Source organism: Aquitalea sp. ASV15, from assembly GCF_016429115.1.
Lineage (GTDB): Bacteria > Pseudomonadota > Gammaproteobacteria > Burkholderiales > Chromobacteriaceae > Aquitalea > Aquitalea magnusonii.
In genome coordinates this window covers 57,134-77,052 of the sequence record NZ_JAELTZ010000014.1, presented here as the reverse complement: position 1 = coordinate 77,052, position 19,919 = coordinate 57,134, and the positions used below count along the sequence as shown (strand labels likewise).

General features: G+C 61.6%; 20 protein-coding genes and 1 tRNA gene. 5 read left to right on the top strand and 16 right to left on the bottom strand.

Annotated features, from left to right (window positions below; genetic code table 11):
- Window positions 1–50 precede the first annotated feature (50 nt).
- On the top strand, window positions 51–902 hold the full coding sequence (locus tag JHD64_RS08525) for an AraC family transcriptional regulator (protein WP_199052971.1): 852 nt from the start codon (window positions 51–53) through the stop codon (window positions 900–902).
- A gap of 1 nt (window position 903) precedes the next feature.
- On the opposite strand, the gene JHD64_RS08520 is transcribed toward JHD64_RS08525, so the two are convergent.
- From JHD64_RS08520 to JHD64_RS08495, 6 genes are all read right to left on the bottom strand, one after another.
- The gene (locus JHD64_RS08520; protein ID WP_199052970.1) at window positions 904–1,485 is read right to left on the bottom strand and encodes a LysE family translocator; all 582 of its coding nucleotides are present in this window, start codon (window positions 1,483–1,485) and stop codon (window positions 904–906) included.
- Between the two features lie 149 nt (window positions 1,486–1,634).
- Entirely contained in the window at window positions 1,635–2,246 is a 612-nt protein-coding gene (locus JHD64_RS08515; RefSeq protein WP_233170406.1) for a 1-acyl-sn-glycerol-3-phosphate acyltransferase, read from the bottom strand.
- A gap of 37 nt (window positions 2,247–2,283) precedes the next feature.
- Window positions 2,284–3,231 (bottom strand): phosphatidate cytidylyltransferase, encoded by a 948-nt coding sequence (locus JHD64_RS08510; protein WP_059287280.1) that lies wholly within the window; start codon window positions 3,229–3,231, stop codon window positions 2,284–2,286.
- The gene (locus JHD64_RS08505) at window positions 3,224–3,832 is read right to left on the bottom strand and encodes a CDP-alcohol phosphatidyltransferase family protein (RefSeq protein ID WP_199052968.1); all 609 of its coding nucleotides are present in this window, start codon (window positions 3,830–3,832) and stop codon (window positions 3,224–3,226) included. The genes JHD64_RS08510 and JHD64_RS08505 overlap by 8 nt, the downstream gene beginning before the upstream one ends.
- 367 nt (window positions 3,833–4,199) lie before the next feature.
- A complete protein-coding gene (gene serS, locus JHD64_RS08500; RefSeq protein WP_199052967.1) occupies window positions 4,200–5,486 on the bottom strand; it encodes a serine--tRNA ligase in 1,287 nt (428 codons plus the stop codon).
- A gap of 311 nt (window positions 5,487–5,797) precedes the next feature.
- A complete protein-coding gene (locus JHD64_RS08495; protein ID WP_199052966.1) occupies window positions 5,798–7,108 on the bottom strand; it encodes a replication-associated recombination protein A in 1,311 nt (436 codons plus the stop codon).
- A gap of 82 nt (window positions 7,109–7,190) precedes the next feature.
- Between JHD64_RS08495 and JHD64_RS08490 the strand changes: the two genes are divergently transcribed.
- Window positions 7,191–8,108 carry an alpha/beta hydrolase gene (locus JHD64_RS08490; protein ID WP_199052965.1) on the top strand — a complete coding sequence of 306 codons (918 nt, stop codon included), beginning with the start codon at window positions 7,191–7,193 and terminating at the stop codon, window positions 8,106–8,108.
- A 33-nt stretch (window positions 8,109–8,141) separates the two neighbouring features.
- Here the strand turns inward: JHD64_RS08490 and lolA are convergent, their stop codons facing one another.
- From lolA to JHD64_RS08475, 3 genes are all read right to left on the bottom strand, one after another.
- Window positions 8,142–8,750 (bottom strand): outer membrane lipoprotein chaperone LolA, encoded by a 609-nt coding sequence (gene lolA, locus JHD64_RS08485; RefSeq protein WP_059285831.1) that lies wholly within the window; start codon window positions 8,748–8,750, stop codon window positions 8,142–8,144.
- 180 nt (window positions 8,751–8,930) lie between these two features.
- A complete protein-coding gene (locus tag JHD64_RS08480; RefSeq protein WP_199052964.1) occupies window positions 8,931–9,944 on the bottom strand; it encodes a hypothetical protein in 1,014 nt (337 codons plus the stop codon).
- A gap of 94 nt (window positions 9,945–10,038) precedes the next feature.
- Window positions 10,039–11,634: an NAD+ synthase gene (locus JHD64_RS08475; RefSeq protein WP_199052963.1), complete on the bottom strand. Its 1,596-nt coding sequence runs from the start codon at window positions 11,632–11,634 to the stop codon at window positions 10,039–10,041.
- A gap of 72 nt (window positions 11,635–11,706) precedes the next feature.
- Between JHD64_RS08475 and JHD64_RS08470 the strand changes: the two genes are divergently transcribed.
- Together JHD64_RS08470 and JHD64_RS08465 are read left to right on the top strand one after the other, a co-directional pair.
- Window positions 11,707–12,837, top strand: coding sequence for a GNAT family N-acetyltransferase (locus tag JHD64_RS08470; protein WP_370540943.1), 1,131 nt, complete (start codon window positions 11,707–11,709; stop codon window positions 12,835–12,837).
- A 63-nt stretch (window positions 12,838–12,900) separates the two neighbouring features.
- Window positions 12,901–12,991: transfer RNA gene (locus tag JHD64_RS08465), tRNA-Ser, on the top strand.
- Between the two features lie 281 nt (window positions 12,992–13,272).
- Here the strand turns inward: JHD64_RS08465 and JHD64_RS08460 are convergent.
- Entirely contained in the window at window positions 13,273–14,535 is a 1,263-nt protein-coding gene (locus JHD64_RS08460) for a Y-family DNA polymerase (RefSeq protein WP_199052961.1), read from the bottom strand.
- On the bottom strand, window positions 14,532–14,948 hold the full coding sequence (locus tag JHD64_RS08455; RefSeq protein ID WP_199052960.1) for a LexA family transcriptional regulator: 417 nt from the start codon (window positions 14,946–14,948) through the stop codon (window positions 14,532–14,534). The genes JHD64_RS08460 and JHD64_RS08455 overlap by 4 nt, the downstream gene beginning before the upstream one ends.
- A gap of 150 nt (window positions 14,949–15,098) precedes the next feature.
- Here JHD64_RS08455 and JHD64_RS08450 point away from each other — a divergent pair, with 150 nt between their 5' ends.
- Window positions 15,099–15,755: an SOS response-associated peptidase gene (locus JHD64_RS08450; RefSeq protein WP_233170405.1), complete on the top strand. Its 657-nt coding sequence runs from the start codon at window positions 15,099–15,101 to the stop codon at window positions 15,753–15,755.
- A gap of 108 nt (window positions 15,756–15,863) precedes the next feature.
- Here JHD64_RS08450 and JHD64_RS08445 read toward each other — a convergent pair whose 3' ends face one another.
- The 5 genes from JHD64_RS08445 to JHD64_RS08425 form a co-directional block, all read right to left on the bottom strand.
- Window positions 15,864–17,162, bottom strand: a complete 1,299-nt coding sequence (locus JHD64_RS08445) for a protein kinase (RefSeq protein WP_199052958.1) — start codon at window positions 17,160–17,162, stop codon at window positions 15,864–15,866.
- A 271-nt stretch (window positions 17,163–17,433) separates the two neighbouring features.
- On the bottom strand, window positions 17,434–18,264 hold the full coding sequence (locus tag JHD64_RS08440; protein ID WP_199052957.1) for a DNA cytosine methyltransferase: 831 nt from the start codon (window positions 18,262–18,264) through the stop codon (window positions 17,434–17,436).
- Window positions 18,236–18,427, bottom strand: coding sequence for a Com family DNA-binding transcriptional regulator (locus JHD64_RS08435; protein WP_131361102.1), 192 nt, complete (start codon window positions 18,425–18,427; stop codon window positions 18,236–18,238). The genes JHD64_RS08440 and JHD64_RS08435 overlap by 29 nt, the downstream gene beginning before the upstream one ends.
- 149 nt (window positions 18,428–18,576) lie before the next feature.
- Window positions 18,577–19,107, bottom strand: a complete 531-nt coding sequence (locus JHD64_RS08430) for a phage tail assembly chaperone (protein WP_199052956.1) — start codon at window positions 19,105–19,107, stop codon at window positions 18,577–18,579.
- Complete coding sequence (locus JHD64_RS08425; protein ID WP_199052955.1) at window positions 19,104–19,919, bottom strand: hypothetical protein; 816 nt, start codon at window positions 19,917–19,919, stop codon at window positions 19,104–19,106. The genes JHD64_RS08430 and JHD64_RS08425 overlap by 4 nt, the downstream gene beginning before the upstream one ends.

Genomic DNA, 19,919 nt, shown 5'->3' with positions numbered 1-19,919 from the left:
GGTGGCAGTGCGACTTGTCGCTGCCGCCTGCACTGCATTATGCTGGGCGGATGCCCAGCTCCCTCTCCCCCAGTCCGGCATCCAGCCCCGCCGCGCCGCTGTTCTGGCGCGATCCGCAGCTGCCCTTCCTGGAAATCCGCAGCGTGCCCGATGGCCGGCAAGTGTGTTATGCCCGCCATGCGCACGAGCACTTTTCCATCGGCGCCATCACCAGCGGCAGCAGCACTTACCTGAGCCTGCAAGACCGTTACCGCGTGGGCCGCGGCAGCGTGGTGCTGATGAATCCGGGTGATGTCCACGCCTGCAATCCCATAGCCGACCAGCCCTGGTCGTATCACATGCTGTATGTCGACACGCCATGGCTGGCCGCCTTGCAAACCGAATCGGGGCTGAGTGCCAATCAGGATTTTCATGGTTTCCAGCTCAGGCTGAGCGAGGATGCCAGCCTGTATCACGGCCTGCTGCAACTGGTGGCCGCCTGCCATGCCGCTGCCGGCGGCCAGCTGGGCCGGCAGCAAACGGCCACGGCCTTTTTCACCGCCCTGCAACAGCCACGGCCAGCACCGCGCCGTACGCCGGCGCCGGTGCACCCGCGGCTGCAACTGGCGGCCGACTATATCAACGACCACTACGCCGACGACATCAGCCTGCAGGCGATCTGCAGCGCCTCCGCCTTGTCCGCCTCCTACCTGATCCGCGCCTTTCGCCAGCGCTATCACATGACACCGCACGAATACCTGCTAAACCGGCGCATCCAGCGCGGCAAAAGCCTGTTGCGCAGCGGCCAGCCGATTGCCCAGGTGGCGCAGGCGCTGGGCTTTGCCGACCAGGCGCACTTCCAGCGCACCTTCAAGCGGCTGGTGGCGGCCACGCCCGGTCAGTATTGCCGCAGCGTGGGCTGAATCATCCCTGCAGCAGGTAGAGCGCGCTGCCCGCCAGCAGTAGCGCCAGCAGGCGGTTGAACAGCCGCATGCGTGGCGGATGGCGCAGCAAGCCTTGCAGACGTGCACCGGCCCAGGCCCAGCAGGCAATCGACAGATAGCAGACGACAAAATAGATGGCGGCAAACTGCCACACCAACAGTGCTTCGCCATGGCTGACAAAGGCGCCCATGCCGGCCAGCGCAGCCAGCCAGGCCTTGGGGTTCAGCCATTGCATCATCGCGCCATGGCGAAACGAAGGCCGCCGCTGCTGCGCACCCAGTTCGCCACTGGCGCGGGCGAGCTGCCACGCCAGATACAGCAGAAAGCCCACCCCGGCGTACTGGATCAGCCGGCTTGCCGCCGGTAGCCCGGCCAGCAGTTCGGCCAGACCCAGGCCGGTGAGCAGGAATAACAAGGTAAAGCCGATGGTGGCGCCACTGACATGGCGCAAGCTGGGCCAGAAGCCATGGCTGGCACCGCAGCCGAAAGCCACGATATTGACCGGGCCGGGCGAAATGGAAGCCGCCAGCGCAAAAGCGGCCATGGACAGGAAGACTTGCATGGGAATCCTCAAGGGTGGAGTGGACCCTGAAGATAAAGTCGCCGCCGGCACGGGTATTGAACAAAATCACCCTGTCTGCCCGGAGAGGGGCGCAAGAGAACCGCAGGCAGCACCGGTCACCGCGCCGGCAGCAGCAGATGGCGGCAGGCTCAGTCTTGCGCCGGGGTGGCCGGCAGGGTTTTCTGTTTCAGTTGCAGCAGGGTGTCACGTATCAGGGTGCAGAACGCTTCCTTGTTCTCCAGATGCGGCAGGCTGCGGCCGATGGCGATATCGACAAAAAACGGCACCGGCAGCCACTGGCCACGCCCCATGGCCCGGCCCAGTCCATGCAGGTAGACCGGCACCACCGGGATGTCGGGGAAGTCACGCAGCAGATACCAGATGCCGGATTTGATATCGGACAGGGCCTCCGGCTCGCCGCGGGTGCCTTCCGGAAACAGCACCAGGATGTCGCCGTTGTGCAGGGCCTGGCGGCAGCCGGCCAGCGGATCGCGGCGCATGCCGCCGCGCACCACCGGGATGATGCCCACCACATGGGTGGCGAACCAGGCCAGCCAGCGGTTTTTCAGAAAGTAATCCGCCGCAGCCGCAGGGCGCACGCGGGGAATCAGCCCCAGCGGAAACAGGCTGTATAGCGCCAGGATGTCCAGATGGCTGTTGTGGTTGGCAATGACAATGGCTGGCCCGGTGCCGGGCAGCCGTTCCTGATGGCGCACCGTGACGCCCAGCCATAGCCGGACCACCGGCCGAGCCAGCAGCATGACAAAAAGTATCCGCAGCAGATTGTTCATGTCCAAGCTAGAAATACAGGTAATGCACGTAGTGGAAGAACAGCGGCGCGGTATAGGTGAGCGAATCCAGCCGGTCCAGAATGCCGCCGTGGCCCGGCAACAGCCGGCCCGAATCTTTCACGCCGATATCGCGTTTCACCGCCGAAATCACAATGTCACCGATGAAGCCCATGGTGCCAATCAGCAAGCCGGCCAGCGCGGCATACAGCGGGCTGAACGGCGTCAGCCAGGGGCCGAGCAGCCAGCCAAGAACGCTGGTGGTGAGCGCGCCGCCGACAAAACCCTCCAGTGTCTTGTTGGGCGATACCTTGGGGGCAATCTTGCGTTTGCCGCAGGACTTGCCCCACAGGTATTGCGCCACATCATTCAGCTGGGTGAGGGTTACCAGATAAAACAGCATCATCGCCCCCTGTGCCGGTACGCCGATGCCGGTGAGCTGCGGCAGGGTGAGCACGGCTGCCATGTGGCTCAGGCAGAACACGCTGATCATCAGCCCCCATTGCAGCGAAGCGGCCGCCTTGAGAAAGCCCTGTGTCTCGCCGATCAGCACCATGCGCATGGGCAGGAACAGAAAGATGTACACCGGGATGAAAATGATGAACATGCCGTACCAGTGGATGCCCAGCCAGTAATACTGCAGGGGGATGCTCAGATAGGCCCAGAACAGCACCACATGGTCGGCTGTGCGCGTGGCGCACAGCGTGAGGTATTCCTTGAGCGCCAGAAAGCTGATCAGGGCAAACACCACCAGTGCGACAGGAATATTGCCCAGGATGGTGAGCGAGAAACAGCCGACAATCCACCACCAGGTCTTGATGCGCAGCTTCAGCTCCAGCCAGTTCTTTTCCGGTTTGCGCGCCTCCAGCAGACGGATGCTGCTGCTTGCCAGCACCAGCAGCAGGAACACGCCGCCCAGTGCCCAGAGCAGCGGCGGCGGTAACAGCAGATTAAACATGGTGGCCTTCTTTCAGTATGGCGCGGGCACGATTGAACACGGTCAGCAGCATCAGCAAGGCGCTGCTGCCGAACAGCCAGTCGGCATAGCCGGCGCTGGCCGGTGCGATGACCAGCAGCAAAGCAAAACCACCGTAGCAGAAGGCGCGGTCGCTCTTGCCCATGGGCCCGTCGTAGCGTCGTGTACTGCCCAGGCTGGGGCCCAGTATGCCGACAAATTCGGTCAGCATCGCCAGCAGTACCGCCAGCACCACCAGTGCCGGATGGCTGCTCAGGCTGCAGAAGGGCAGATACAGCGCGGCATCGGATACCACGTCGCCCACTTCATTGAGGATGGCCCCCAGGCGCGATTGCTGGCCGAATTCGCGGGCCAGCATGCCATCGATGGCATTCAGGGCCATGCGCAGCAGCAGAAACAGCGGCAGCAGCAGCCAGGGCAGTGTGTGGCTTGCGGCCAGCCATAGCCAGGCGCCATAGGCCAGTGAGGCCAGCATGGCGGCGAGGGTGACCTGGTTGGCGCTGATGCCGGCAGCGGCCAGTGTATGCAGCAGCGGGCGTAGCAGGCGCTGAAAGCGGGACTTGAGAGCGTAGATGCTTGGCATGATGGTGAGGCTGCAGCCGTGGCGGGCGCAGCTTGTTTGACGTTGGAATAATAATGATCTGGCATTCTGCCTAGTGCGCTGGCGATGAGCAAATGATCGCGGTGGCTTGTGGTTATTACTTAAGTAAAAATAGTTAAACAGTTGCGGCAGCTACAGGCTGGTGCTCAGGCGCGGCGGTGGGCTGCCGGCGCATGCCGTGCGGTGTGGCGGCGTGGCCGGGCTGCATGGATAGCCATATTGGCTGGGGGGAGGCAGCAATGAAAAAGCCGTTCACTGCAAGAGTGAACGGCTTTTGTGGTCTGAGCGCTGCAATCGCGCGCGTCCTGCCCGGTTAAAGGGGCGGTGGCGCGGGCCGGTGGCGGCAGGCTTAGCCGCCGATTTTTTCCTTGCCGCCCATGTAGGGACGCAGCACGGCCGGAATGGTCACGCTGCCATCGGCGTTCTGGTAGTTTTCCAGCACCGCCACCAGGGTGCGGCCCACGGCCAGACCGGAACCATTCAGGGTGTGCAGCAGCTGGTTCTTGCCGTTTTCGTCCTTGAAGCGGGCCAGCATGCGGCGCGACTGGAAGGCTTCGCAGTTGGAGCAGCTGGAGATTTCGCGGTAGGTGTTCTGTGCCGGCAGCCATACTTCCAGGTCGTAGGTTTTGGCCGCGCCAAAGCCCATGTCACCGGTACACAGGGTAATCACGCGGTAGGGCAGTTCCAGTGCTTTGAGGATGTTCTCGGCGTGGCCGACCATTTCTTCCAGCGCGGCATAGGAGTGGTCCGGGTGCTCGATACGCACCATTTCCACCTTGTCGAACTGGTGCTGACGGATCATGCCGCGGGTGTCACGGCCATAGCTGCCCGCTTCGGAGCGGAAGCAGGGCGAGTGGGCGGTCAGCTTGAGCGGCAGCTCTTCCATTTTCAGGATGCTGTTGCTCACGGTATTGGTCAGGGTGATTTCCGAGGTGGAAATCAGGTACTGGTCCACCGTGCCTTCTTCGCCGCCCTTGGTCACCTTGAACATGTCTTCGGCAAACTTCGGCAGCTGGCCGGTGCCCAGCAAGGCGCTGTCGTTGACGATGTACGGGGTGTAGTGCTCGGTATAGCCGTGCTCGCCGGTGTGGGTGTTCAGCATGAACTGCGCCAGCGCGCGGTGCAGGCGGGCAATGTCACCCTTCAGCACGGTAAAGCGGGCGCCGGACAGCTTGGCACCGGTGTCGAAATCCAGGCCCAGCGGGCTGCCGATGTCGACGTGGTCTTTCACTTCGAAATCGAACTGGCGCGGTACGCCCACGCGGCGCACTTCCACATTGTCGTTTTCATCCTTGCCTACCGGTACCGATTCGTGCGGCAGGTTGGGGATGCTCATCAGCAGGGCGTCCAGCTTGGCTTGCACGGCCTCGAAGGCGGCTTCGGCGGCTTTCAGCTCATCACCCAGGTTGGCCACTTCGGCCATGATGGCGGACACATCCTCGCCCTTGCGCTTGGCTTCGCCAATTTGCTTGGAGGTGGCATTGCGGCGCGATTGCAGTTCCTGCATACGGGTTTGCAGCGCCTTGCGGTCGGCTTCCATTGCGGTGAAAGCGGCGGTGTCCAGGGTGTAGCCACGGCTGGCCAGGCGGGCAGCGACGGCGTCCAGGTCGTTACGGAGCGATTGAATGTCTAGCATGGAAAATCCTGATGGTATTGAAATGTCTTGCTGGTAGCGGGCTGTCTTAGCAGCAGCCCCTTACTGAATCCTGCATGCGGAGGGGAAGCAACCGCTGGTGCTGCTGCACGGTCTGCCGGTGGCTGGCAGCAGCAATTTGTTCGGTAAAACGCAAGTGTAACGGCAAGCGGCTGGCTTTGTCCTGCCCCTTGCCGGGAAAAACAGCATTATAAGCAATGCTGGCGGGCTTGTAGATGTTGGCAGGCGACGTCCTGCTGTGCTGTGGCCGACGTAGGTCTGGCATGGCTCAGCCCTTGGCTGCGGTGCCGGGTTTATTTTTTGCCGGCTTCTTCATCCCACTTTTTCAGTTGCGCCAGCTTCTCGCCTATCTTGATTTCCAGCCCGCGCGGCACCGGCTGATACCAGCCCGGTTCCGGCATGTCGTCCGGCAGATAGCTTTCCCCGGCGGCGTAGGCATTGGGCTCGTCATGGGCATAGCGGTATGCGTGGCCATAGCCCAGTTCTTTCATCAGCTTGGTGGGGGCGTTGCGCAGGTGTACCGGCACCGGGCGGCTCTTGTCCTGCTTGATGAAGGCGCGGGCCTGGTTGTACGCCATGTAGCCGGCATTGCTCTTTGCCGCCACCGCCAGGTAAATGGCGGCTTGTGCCAGTGCCAGTTCGCCTTCCGGGCTGCCCAGTCGTTCGTAGGTGGTGGCGGCATCATTGCAGATCTGCATGGCGCGCGGGTCGGCCAGACCGATGTCTTCCCAGGCCATGCGCACCAGGCGGCGTGCCAGATAGCGTGGATCGGCACCGCCATCCAGCATGCGGGTGAGCCAGTACAGTGCGGCATCCGGGTTGGAGCCGCGCACCGATTTGTGCAGGGCGGAAATCTGGTCGTAAAAGGCATCGCCGCCCTTGTCGAAGCGGCGGGCGTTGACGCTGAGTACCTCGGCCAGAAAGTCTTGCGTGATCTGGCCGGTTTTACGCGCCAGCGCGGCGGTGCGGGTTTGTTCCAGCAGATTGAGAAAGCGCCGGGCATCGCCATCGGCATAGCCGGTGAGGGCGGCGATGGCCTGTTCATCAAACTCCAGCCCGTCCAGTGCGCCCTTGTCGCAGGCGCGGCGGAACAGCTGTTGCAGCTCGGCTTCGTCCAGGCTGTTCAGCACATACACCTGCGCCCGCGACAGCAGGGCGGAGTTCACCTCGAAAGACGGGTTTTCGGTGGTGGCGCCAATAAAGGTGAGCAGGCCGGATTCGACAAAGGGTAAAAACGCATCCTGCTGGCTTTTGTTGAAGCGGTGGACTTCGTCGACGAACAGAATGGTATGGCGACCGGAGCGCTGCAGGGCGGCATGGGCCTGTTCCACCGCATCGCGGATGTCCTTCACCCCGGAAAACACGGCAGAGAGCGGAATGAATTCGGCGTCGAAGCTGCCGGCCAGGATGCGCGCCAGCGTGGTTTTACCCACGCCGGGCGGGCCCCACAGAATCATCGAGTGCAGGGTGCCGGATTCCACCGCCAGCCGCAGCGGCTTGCCGGGGCCGATCAGGTGCTGCTGGCCGATGACCTCGTCGAGTGTGGCCGGACGCAGTGCTTCAGCCAGCGGCTTTTTCGCTTCCTGGGCAAACAGATCATTCATGGCGGCTAATACGGCTGGAAAACGGCCTGCTAGTATATCAGCTGTGCTGCGGCCTCCGCAGTGTCTGGCAAAAGGAGTGGGGATGAAACTGCGGATGGCTTGGTTATTGCTGGCCTTGGCGCTACCGGCGGCGGGAGGGCCATTGCGCGACTGGCTGCAGCAAGGCGCGGCCAGTCACGATGGGCTGGGTGCCGACGAGACACTCAGCCAGGCTGCCTTGCCGCCCGGCGTGCGCAAGCTGGCTGACCTGGCGTATGGCCCTGATGTGCGCCAGCGGCTGGATGTCTACCTGCCGGCCAGCGCCGGGCAGGGGCGGCCGCTGCTGGTGATGGTGCATGGTGGGGCCTGGCGGCTGGGCAGCAAGCAGGCAGCCAGTGTGGTGGATAACAAGCTGGCACGCTGGTCGCCTGCCGGAGTGGTGCTGGTGTCACTGGATTACCGTCTGCTGCCGCAGGCTGCGGTGGAACAGCAGGCCGATGACGTGGCCAGTGCGCTGGCCTGGGTACAGGACCATGCCGCGGAGTGGGGGGCAAACAAGCGGCAGCTGGTGTTGATGGGCCATTCCGCCGGTGCACATCTGGTGGGCTTGCTGAGTACCGATCAGGCCTTGCGCCAGCGCCATGGCGTACAGCCCTGGCTGGCCACGGTATTGCTGGATAGTGCGGCGCTGGAGGTGGCTGCCATCATGCGCGCACCGCATCTGCCCTTGTACGACAAGGCTTTTAGCGGGGATGCCGCCCGCTGGGCGGCTTTGTCGCCCACACGGCTGCTGACGGCCGCCGCGCCACCCTTGCTGGCGGTGTGCTCCTCACGCCGCGCAACGTCCTGCACCCAGGCGCAGGGGCTGGCGGACAAGGGGCGGCAGGCCGGGGTGACGGTACAGGTATTGCCGCAGGAGCTGAGCCATGGCCAGATCAACCAGCAGCTGGGCTTGCCGGGCGACTATACCCGACAGGTAGAACGGTTCTTGCAGCAGGCGGGCTGGGCGGTGGCGCCATAAGACCGGGCAGCCGCCGCGGTGGTCGGCGCGGACTCAGTCTCCGCTGACCACATCCACGCCCTTGGGGGCGCTGAAGCTGAAATGACTGGCCGCCAATGCCGGGTTCTTCTGCTGGGCGCTGAAGCGGATGCGGGTGTTGTTGCCAAAGCTGTCGGTCAGCTCCATTTCCACCAGCATCTTGTTGCTGAAGCCCATGCGGATGGCGTTGAAGGTGTTGTCGGCCTTTTTCGGGCTGGCGCTCAGCCATTCCACCTCGCCCTGTTTGCCGGCTTCTTTCAAGACATAGTCACGCTCGATGGCATTGTTGCCGGCCAGCAGTGCCGCCGGGCTGCTGCCCAGTGCGCCGTCCAGGTTCTTGCGGGTGACCTGGGCCAGGTCCTTGTCGTAAATCCACAGTGTTTTGCCATCGCCGACGATCAGCTGCTCGTAGGGCTTGTTATAACTCCAGCGGAATTTACCGGGGCGCGAGATTTCCAGCGTACCGCTGGCTTCTTCGTGCTTGTTTTTGGAGCTGACCAGCTGGTTGAAGCTGGCCGACAGGGTCTTGGTGTCGCTGACAAAGGCCTTGAGCTGAGCGATGGCGCTGGCGTGGACGGGTAGGCTTAGCAGGGTGGCCAGTAAGGCCAGGGCGATTTTTTTCATTGGGAATCCTTGATACAGGCCGCCAGGGCTTGCTTGTGTGCGATGCAGCACAGTGTGACAGCAAGTGAGGCGGCGGGTTCTGCCTTTGCTGTTAAGGAATGTGGCGCAAGCGCTGGCCAGGCCAGTGATACAGCGCCGCTGGCGCAAGGCGCGCAGCGGCCGGTCCGGGGGTGACGGCGCTTATTGCTCCAGCCCTTTCAGCCATTGTGGCTTGGGCAGCTTGTCATAGTCGATGATGCTGGCGGCAGTGGGCTGGTAGGCAAACACCGGCTTGCCATGATTGCTGTAACGCAGCTGGATGTAAGCCTGGCCACGCAATTGCGGCGTATCCAGCTCCACGGTCTGGTTGACGCCCAGCAACTGGCCGCGCCGATTGGCATACAGGTGCGATACCGACTTGCTCAGCGGCTGTTTGGCGACCTTGCTCTGGGTGAGCTCGCGTACCAGTTGCAGCAGCTGTTCGGCTTGCTTGCCATCTTGCGGGCGACCATCGCGCTCGGCTTGCTGGCTCACCACCTTGGCCAGTCCTTCCAGCACATGCATCAGCACCTGGTTTTCCTGCTGCGGGCTCATGGCAATGCGCAGCTGATAGCTGGCGCCCAGTTCTTTGGCGGTGCCGTCCAGCGCTTCCAGCGCAAATGCCTGCGGCGCGACCTTGCCATAGCCTTCGTCCACCAGTCCCGGCAGGGCCTGCAATATGGCATCCAGCGGTATCTTGCCGGCGATGTCCGGCGGCAGCTGGAAGCGGACAAAGCGCGGCTGCTCGCTGTGCAGCTCCGGCACGAACAGGTCAAGGGCGGAGGGGTCGACCAGCAGCGAGAAATCCTGCAGGTTCAGCTCCAGCGGCAGGGTGACGCTGGCCTGCAGATTGCGCCGCTCAAAGCGAAAGGACGGGATCAGCTCCATGCGCTTGCTGGCCTGATCGACCGCACCGCTCACCGTCACCTTGGTGGAACGGGCGACTTCATCAATGGTGTAGCGCAGCTGCGGCTTGGCATCATCCTCGCGACTGCCGTGCAGGGTGTTGAAGCCCATCTCGCCACTGAAGTTGTAGCTGGCGTGTTGCAGGTTTTCGCGCAGTACCAGACGGGTGGCCTGATCCGCCGGTTTGCCGGCCAGCGGGCTGGCGCAGCCGCCGAGCAGGGCAAGGGCGGTGAGTAGGGGCAGGGTGGCCAGGGCAGGGCGGAGTTTCATGGGGCTTTCCGGTGATGACAATAGAATAGCGCGCAGCTTGGCATGCCTGAGGATGGCAGGCAAGCAGGCCCGGCAAGCCTGCTTGCCTAATCACTTAGCTGAACTTGTTGGTGATGGGGTAGCGCCAGTCCTTGCCAAAGCCACGCTGGGTGACGCGCGGGCCAACCGGTGCCTGGCGGCGCTTGTATTCGTTGATCTTCAGCAGGCGCACCACCTTGCGCACATCGGCTTCGGCAAAACCGTCGGCGATGATTTCTTCTGCCGACAGGTTTTCCTCCACATAGCGTGCCATGATGGCGTCCAGCACCTCGTAGGGCGGCAGGCTGTCCTGGTCTTTCTGGTCAGGGCGCAGCTCGGCGGAGGGCGGGCGGGTGATGATGCGCTCGGGGATGACTTCGCCCTGGGTATTGCGCCAGCGGCACAGGGCGAACACCAGGGTCTTGGCCACGTCTTTCAGCACGGCAAAGCCGCCAGCCATGTCACCGTACAGCGTGCAGTAGCCGGTGGTCATTTCCGACTTGTTGCCGGTGGTCAGTACCAGCTTGCCGGTTTTGTTGGACAGCGCCATCAGCAGGGTGCCGCGAATGCGCGCTTGCAGGTTTTCTTCGGTGGTGTCTTCCGCCAGACCGGTGAAATTGGCCGCCAGCGCATTCATGAAGCTCTCGTACATCGGCCAGATTTCGATTTCGTCATACTGCACACCCAGCCGGCCTATCATGTCGCGCGAGTCGATCACCGAGATGTCGGCGGTATAGCGCGAGGGCATCATCACCGCGTGCACCTTGTCCGTACCCAGTGCATCCACCGCTACCGCCAGCGTCAGTGCCGAGTCGATGCCGCCGGACAGACCCAGCAGCACGCCAGGGAAGCCGTTCTTGCTGATGTAGTCGCGCACGCCCACCACCAGTGCCTGGTAGACGCTTTCCAGCTCGCCCGGCAGTGCGGCCTTGGCCGGGGCGGCTTGCAAGTCGCCGGCGCTGAAATCGATCAGCAACAGCTCGTCGCCATAGGCGCGGGCCTGGGCCACCACCTCGCCCGCCTTGTTGGTGGCGAAGGACGCACCATCGAATACCAGCTCGTCCTGGCCGCCCACCAGATTGACATAGGCAAACGGCAGGCCGGTTTCCTCGGCGCGGTAGCGGACCACCTCATGGCGGGTTTCAATCTTGTTGCGGTGGAAGGGCGAGGCATTCAGCACCAGCACCACATCGGCACCGGCATCGGCGGCTTCTGCCGCCGGGTCTACCGACCACACATCCTCGCAGATCAGCACGCCCACCTTGTGCTCGCCCTGCTGGAACACCAGCGGCATGGCGCCGGGGGTAAAGTAGCGGCACTCATCGAATACTTCATCATTGGGCAGCAACATCTTGTGATACTGGCCCAGCCGGTTACCATCGCGTAGTACCGTGGCGGCGTTGAAGCGCTCATGGCCCAGCTTGACCGGATGGCCGATCACCAGCGTAATGCCATCCAGCTCCAGCAACTGGTCCATGGCGGCGGAGCAGGCGCGATAAAAGCTGTCGCGCAGCAACAGGTCTTCCGGGCTGTAGCCGGTGAGGGCCAGCTCCGGCGTCACCAGAATATCGGCGCCCTGCGCCATGGCGGCCTGGGCCAGATCGAGAATTTTTCGGGTATTGCCGGCAATATCGCCAACAATCGGGTTGAACTGAGCGAGCGCAATACGCATGTTGAACATAACCATGGGTTTGGATGTTGCGATTTTACCCCAAGAATGACGGCTTGCCCGAAAGGAAACCACGTGAATCTGCATCTGGCCGATAGCTATGGCGCTTTGCATGCTGCTGACTGGGACCAACTGGCGGCGGATGCCGGCCTCTTCATGCAGCGGCAATGGCTGAGTGCCCTGCAGGATAGCGGCTGTGCCACAGCGGCCAGCGGCTGGCAGCCACTGCCGCTGCAACTGCAGCAGGATGGCCGCCTGCAAGCCTTGGCCCCCGCCTGGCTGAAAAGCCATTCGCGTGGCGAATACGTGTTCGACTGGGCCTGGGCCGAAGCCTGGCAACGCGCCGGCCTGGATTACTACCCCAAGCTGCTGCTGGCCTCACCCTTTACCCCGGTGAGCGGTCCGCGGCTGCTGGGCGATGCCGCCGGGCAGCGGCTGCTCATCCAGGGGCTGCAACAAGTGGTCGCCGATTATCGCCTGTCCTCCGCCCATGTGCTGTTTCCCACTGCCGAGGAACTGGCGCTGTTGCAAGAAGCGGGCTGGCTGCTGCGCCATGGCGTGCAGTTTCACTGGCTTAACCAGGGCTATGCCGATTTCGATGCTTTTCTGGCGGCGCTGTCGCAAAGCAAACGCAAGAAAATCCGCCAGGAAAGGCGCAAGGTACGCGATGCCGGCATCAGCGTGCAGGTATTGGCTGGCGAGGAAATCAGCGCGGCCGACTGGGCATTCTTCGAACGCTGTTACCGGCAGACCTATCTGGAACACCGCTCGCCACCTTATCTCAACCTGGATTTCTTCCAGCGGGTAGGACGCAGCCTCAGCCCGCATTGCCTGATGTTTATCGCCCGGCGCGCTGGGCAGGCCATTGCCGCCAGCTGGTGTCTGCAAGACGGCAACACCCTGTATGGCCGCTACTGGGGCGCGCTGGACAGCGTGGATTGCCTGCATTTCGAGCTGTGCTATTACAGCGGTATCGAATACGCCATCCAGCATGGATTGCAGTGTTTCGAAGGGGGCGCACAGGGCGAACACAAACTGGCGCGCGGCTTTACCCCGGTGCAGACCAGCTCGGCCCACTGGATTGCCCACCCGCAATTTCGCCGCGCCATTGCCGACTGGCTGGAACGCGAACGCGCAGCCATCGGCGATTACCAGCAACAGCTTTTTTTGCATGCGGCCTACAAAACCCCTTGCGCCCAGCAATAAGGGCTTATATACTGCGCAGCCTCTGAGGCCGAAACGCAGTAAACACAGCCTTGGCAGCCATCTGGAGAGGTGGATGAGTGGTTTAAGTCGCACGCCTGGAAAGCGTGTTTAGGGTAATACCCTAACGGGGGTTCGAATCCCCCCCTCTCCGCCAAGCACCCCTAAAGTGTTGTTTTTACAGTAAATTCAGGTTCTGCAAGGCTTTTTTGCCCCTGAGTTCTACACAACACTCCTACACATTGGCGATAAGAGTTCAGTTTTTTTCTTGGCTTCCTATACTCTGGATCGGAACTCAATGAACGATGCCAATGTGTAACTTTGCGGCCGTTTTGGCACTCGTTTGCACTTTTATTGTCACCGCCGATTTGCAGGGTTTTTGGCACTATTTGCGCTTTAATTGTCACTCGGGTGCAAATTTCCCCTCGTTTTAACGCGCTATCCCACCTTCACCAATTGGTCTGCCCTTGTCGTATAGCAGGGCGATTTCTTTTCCTGTTTCATCCGCCAGTCATCTGTTAGCCCTTCCGCGCCCAGGCGGATGGTCCCGCGGCCGTGGTCGCGGTTGAGCTTGTCGATGGCGGCCATGAGCTTGGCGCGTTTGATGTCGGGCAGGGGGCTGAACAGGTCGTGTTGCTGGATGGTCTGGGTGCCGATGTCCATCATGATTACCCCTGCTTTGTGGTAGCTGAACTCCTTGCGCCAGATGGCGCGCAGCGCAGCCTGGGCGGCGTGGTTGAGCAGCAGGGTGTCAGCGCTGGGGTGGACCAGCGGCACGCAGGTGTAGCCGTGGTACTGGCCCAGGTCGCGGAAGGGGTTGGTGCGGATGCTGACGCCAATCAGCCCGGCGGTGCTGCCCTGGGCGCGCAGCTTTTCGGCGGCGCGGGCGACGTGGTGGCTGATGCTGGCAGAGAGTGAGGGCAGGTCGTGCACCAGGCGGCTAAAGCTGCGACTTGAGATGATTTGCTGCTTGGCCGGAGCTACGTCTTCCAATGCCAGACAGGCTACGCCATTGAGCTCGGCGACCGTGCGCTCCACCACCACGTTGAACTTGCGCTTGATATGGCGTGGATCGGCCAGTTTCAGATCCAAAGCACTGTGGATATTCATCAACTGCAGCTTTTCTGCAATGCGCCGGCCAATCCCCCACACTTCACCAACGGCAAATTCGGCCAGCAGCCGGTCGGCCTCGCGCGGGTTCAGCCAGCCCCATTCAAATACGCCGTTCCATTCAGGCCGCTTTTTGGCCACATGGTTGGCAAGCTTGGCCAGCGTCTTGCTGGCACCCATGCCCACGCATGTGGGTATGCCCAGCCCCTGCCATACGGCTTGGCGGATGCGGTGGCCGTGGCTGTCCAGGTCCGGGATGCCGGTGACGTCCAGAAAGCATTCGTCGATGCTGTAGATTTCCTGCAGCGGGGCGAAGCGGCTGAGTACATTCATCATCCGTCGCGACAGGTCACCATATAAGGTGTAGTTGCTGGAGAACACCACCACGCGGTGTTTGTAGCACAGCTGCTGGATCTGGAAAAAAGGCACAAAACCGGGAATGCCCAGCGCCTTGGCCTCGGCCGAACGCGCCACCACGCAGCCATCATTGTTGGACAGCACGATGATGGGCCGGCCGGCGAGGTCGGGGCGGAACACCCGCTCGCAGCTGGCGTAAAAGCTGTTGCCATCCACCAGCGCAAAGGTACTCATACCAGCCGCCGCACCACGGCAATCACTACCCCCCATATCTGCAAGGTGTAATCGCCTTCTGCCGGAATCATCGGATAGCCCGGTGCGTCAGCCAGCAGCGCCAGCATGCCTTGCTGCTTGTGCAGCCGGCGCAGCACAAAGCCGTCCTCATGTGCGGCCACCACCACATTGCCATGCACCGGCGTGCGGGCCTTGTCGATCAACACATAGTCGCCCTTGAAAATACCGTGGATGGCGTCGTTGCTGGCCATCATCAAAAAGGTACAGTCCGGGTCGTCCACCAGCAGGGTGTTGAGGTTGATATTGTCCTGCACGTAATCGTCCGCGGGGCTGGGAAAGCCGGCGCGCACCGTGCTGGCCACCAGTGGAATGCGCAGCGCACTGCTGCGCGACAGGGGGATGGGGTAGTGCATGGCAACTGCTCTTTTTGATTGTGTACGAAATCAAATATAGCAGAAAGTTTGTAGCTTGATGTGGCGATTTCGTGACGGCGAGGGTGGAGGGTAAGGCGCTTGGCAAGGGCGGGCTGGACGGCATACCATGCCGCCATGTGTATCAATTTCATGCCCCCAGGCCAGCGCCAGCTGCTGAGCCATTTCGACCTACAGCCCGGTGACCTGCTGTGGCCGGAGGAGTGCTGGCAGGACTACCTGGCTCCCATCATCACCAAAGGCCGACAGGGTGAGGCCGTGCTGCAGCTGGCCAGCTACGGCATGGTACCAAAGCGCCACCAGCCTGCTGGCGTGCGGATCAGCACCATGAATGCGCGGGCGGAAACCGTGGGCGAGCTGTTCAGCTATCGCCGTGCCTGGCAGCAGCAGAGCCTGTGCCTGGTACCGATGCAGCACTTTTACGAGCCTTGCTACGAATCCGGCCGGGCAGAGCGCTGGCAGATTGGCATGGCCGACGGCAACCCGTTTGCCGTGGCCGGCCTGTGGCGTGCCTGGTCCGAACCGGACGGCAGCATCAGCCACGCCTTTACCCAGATCACCATCAATGCCGACGACCATCCGCTGATGAAGCGCATGCACAGGCCGGGCGATGAAAAGCGCTCGCTGGTGATTGTGCCGCCAGAACACTACGCGCACTGGCTGAACAGCCCCAGCCCGGAGCAGGCGCGCAGCTTTCTCACCCATTACCCAGCCGAGCTGATGACAGCCGCCCCCGCGCCGCTCAAGCCGAAAGAGGCTGCACCGGTGCAGGGTGGGTTGTTTGATTAATTGTCAGGGAGAGGGGAGGGCGGGATGGGCTGCTTTCGACCTAAAGCGGCCTCCCCTCAAGGCAGATAGTTGAGGGCGAATGACAAAAGGCCGCACGGCAGATGGCTTTCAATGGGGTGGGTTGTCGGCCAGCTTCTTGAGGCCGCTGAGGTATATCCGTTCGACCGCCTTATCGAGTTCTTCCGAGAAAACGGCCTCGTCGGCTACCGTCCGGTAGATAGAGACTCCGTCCGCCATCACTACTAATTCGTCTCCCAATATCTTTATTACGAATTGGGGGACGAACCTATGGGCGTGAGTTGCGAAATGCGTGAAACCGAGGTCGTTACGAAGGCCGTCAACATGGTCGATATACCCGGTCTGGTACGAAATATAGACGGGCTGGACCTTCTGGAGGATACCGTAGTGAACAAGTTTAATCCGAGCCATCGCACAATCGTATAGCTCTTTGTTCTTTGCTAGGTCCCGACCCACTTTAGTGTTTATCGCGGCAAGCACGTCGTCGATGCTCGGTTCTTGGTCGTCAGGCTCGTGGCTTTCATGCATATCAATTAACCTGCTTAATGAAACATTCATTTCTTTTGCGCTGACGAATCGTTCAGACAGTTTATGCGAAAACGCATGGTCAAAAAAATCCAACAGCACCGGAGGCGGCCCACGAAATACACTCCTTAACCGTTCCGCGCTCACCACGCGCTGGTGCGGCATTCGCCCCTCGTGGTCGGTGAGGACGGAAGGCGTTATTGTCGTCATGAGGTAGTAAAAAATGCCGCCCAAGAAGGAGATGTCCGTCCTACTGTCCTGCTTTGCGGTACTGCCAGTGCTCATTTCCGGCAGGCGGAGAAAGCGGTTCCCGAGCTCCTGCGCGTAGTCGGTTGCGAAATCATCCACTACACCATCTTTATACGCGATGCCAAAGTCAAGCAGAATTGGCGCATCGAACTTCGAATCCCTTAGGATGATGTTGTCGGGCTTAATATCGCGATGGATCCACTCGTTCTCGTGGCAGTACTGCACAGTATCGGCAAGTGCCTTCAGGGTAGTAGCGGCGTCGGCGAAGCTGAGCGCCCCGTTACAATCAAGGTATTTCGTGAGCGTGGGCCCGGGAACGAATTCCGTTAGCAAATAGACCTTGTAGCTCAAATCCTCGTGGTGGTGGGCGTTGCTCTCGACAAGCTTCGGAATTCCGTCATGATTTGCCGTCGCATACACGCTTGCCTCCCGGAAGAATCTAGCACGCCGCTCTACGTCGTTTTGCCGACTGAGTATCTTGAGGAACGCAAGCGTTCCGTTTGTCTTGTGTTTTACGAGTTTGGCAGTCGCTTGTCCGCCGCCGACGATTTCATGTTCGACGATCCAATTGTCATCCCATTTCTTTGAGTCTGACCACTTTTGAAGTATTGACATAACAGTGATGGTTGATTGAGTCAGCGTAATTTTACTTTAAGATGCGATATGTCGGTCTCGCATGGCGCATGCTGAGACCAGCTTTCCCTCGTGGGCATTGCAATATTTGGTACGATCAAAGTCGATAGGAAACTGTGTCGCCGATCGGACCGTTGATTGCCCCCCTCGACTTCAATAGGGTCTGCTGATGGCCGAATCCAGCCACCTTACTCCTAATCCACAATGCATAAAAGGGGGCCTCCGCCCCCTTTGTCTCGACTACCTTACACCCTTACACGTATGTCCCCCTCAGCTTCCTGGCGATCCATTCCACGACTTGCGGCACAACGGCGTTGCCGGCAGCTTGAGCCTCTGCAAAGTTGGTCGCATCCAGTCCGAGGCAAAGCCCATGATGCTTAGACGCTCGGGCCCGCTCAGCCATCGAATCCCATCCGTTGGCTTGAGCGACGAGGCCTGCGCCATGGATAGGGATCTGGCTGGGGGCTTGTCCGGCAAGTAAAGTAGCGAAAGGCTTGAGCCCAGGTTGTTGCGCTGGCGGCGTGCCAGGAACAGCTGCCACTGGGCAGGCGTCAGCCAGCAGCTCGATGGGGGGATGCTCGTGAAGACCGGCAACAATGAATACCCGACGACGTTTTGTGGGGACTCCGAAGCATGAAGCATCCAGCACCCGCCAGCATCCCACATACCCGCATTCGGCAAGCGTGGAAATGACTGTCTGGAAATCCTGGCCATCTCGGCAAGAGAGCAGCCCCGTGACGTTTTCAAGGACCAGCCAGCGAGGTTGTAGCTCGCGGGCGAGGCGGCAGACTTCAAAGAACAGGCCAGAGCGCTGGCCGGCCAGGCCTTGCCGGGCGCCCATGGTAGAGAGGTCCTGGCAGGGAAAGCCGCCGACCAGGACGTCAACGGCGCTGAGGTTGTGGGCTCCGACGGTGCGCACGTCGTCGAACTGGCGGGCGTGGGGGAAGCGGTCGGCGAGGACGGCGCGGCAGACAGGGTTGATTTCGACTTGCCAGGCGGTGGTGAAACCGGCGTTTTCAAAGCCGATGTCGAAGCCGCCGATGCCGGCGAACAGGCTACCGATGGTGGGGTGTGGGCCATGCATGTGCTTCCTTTGCAGTGGCGTGCGATGACGCGCTGGCAGGAGGCTCGGCGGCCTTCAAATGATTGTGTGCCCGGCAGCGCGGGCATTTGATGCTGAGGACCAGCACGTGGCCCTCGGCGAGTTTGCGGCCGCAATGGCCGCAGCGGATTTCGGGTAGTGACATCGGCAAGGTGGTCGGTGACCGTTTAACCGTTAGACTGTCGGTGCTTTCTGCGCAGAAAGTGGCAGCCTTGGGGTGACTTGCAGCTGGTGTCTGCGGGTCAGCTGGCCGGGTGGGTGTTAGTCGCACCTGTCCGGTCGCTGTCTCTCACTCTATTCAGATTCGGGCAGGGTGTTTGTGACTGCTTCCTCCTCTCCGCCTAGCGTTAGCGCTGGCCACGCAACATCAGGCCAGTCCGGTGCATTGCTCAAATCCCGCAGTTGCTGGCGGTAGGCTTTCACCGCGTCCAGGTCGGCCGTGCTGATGGGGTAGTCCGGCATCAGAAGATAGTCGGTGGCCAGCAGGCGGCGGTCGCGTTCGGCGCGGGTCAGGCGTTCCTGTTCATCTGGCGGTAACGGCGCTGGCCAGGCCATGGCATTGGCCGGGTCGAAGTCGGCAATGAAGGTGTCCAGCTCGGCGCATTGTTCGGCATTCAGCTGCCAGGTGTAGTCGGCGTCATCCAGCTCCAGCACCGACTTGTCGGCCGGTTCGGCCGGCAGGTAGCGGATGCGCAGCGGTGTACCTTGCTGCGTCCCCTCCTCGCTGGCCGGGCGTGGGGTAAGGATTGGAATAAGCCGGGTGTGGAAGGTGCCGTCAGCGCGCTGCAGGCGGGTGATGCTGCCGTCAAAGATCAGGCTGTTCATGGTGCATTTCCTCGGATGTCGCCGCGATTGATCCAGCCAAAGGCAGCGTTATTACAGATGATGGCGGAGCCGGCCACGCCGCCAGCTACCGGGTAACGGGCACCTCCAGCCTGTTTGAGCAGGCCGTCGCCGCCTTTTTCACCCCAATTGCCACCTGGAACATTGCCCCCCGGCCCTCCACCGCTGCGGCCTGGCGTGTCCAAGCTGGCGGCCGATCCCCACCATTTGTTGTTGGAACCATTATTGGTGGGGCCTCCCAGACCAAACGGAGCGCCGCCGCCGCCGGTGGAGTTGTAGTTGCCGCTGCCGCCGTCGTACCAGCCGGTGGCACCCGAGCCTCCTCCACCGCCGCCAATCACGCCGTAATTGGCCACCAGCAGTGGCACGCCATGACTGACGATGCCATTGCCGCCTGGCAACCCGGCCTCCTGCCACCCTGGGCCGGTATTGCCGCCCTGGCCACCCCGGCCCAGGATAAAACCGTGGTTTTCGATGATGAGCTGGCAACTGGCGAATACGCCATTCCACCAGCTGCCATCCAGGCGCAAGCATTCGCTCACATTGATTGCCACCAGCTGGATGCCGGATTCAACGACCAAGCGGATACTGGCTCCGGCAGGCGGTGCGCCGCCATACGCGCCCTGGATGCGGTCCACCATCCATTGGGCCGTGATGCCGTGATGGTGGTCGCTGATGCGGATGACGGTTTCTTTCTGGAATACCAGCCGGCCATCCAGATAGCCGCGGCTGACTTCGCGGCCATCCAGCCACCAGCGCTTGAGTTCGCGGCCGTCGATAAAGGTCTTGGGCAT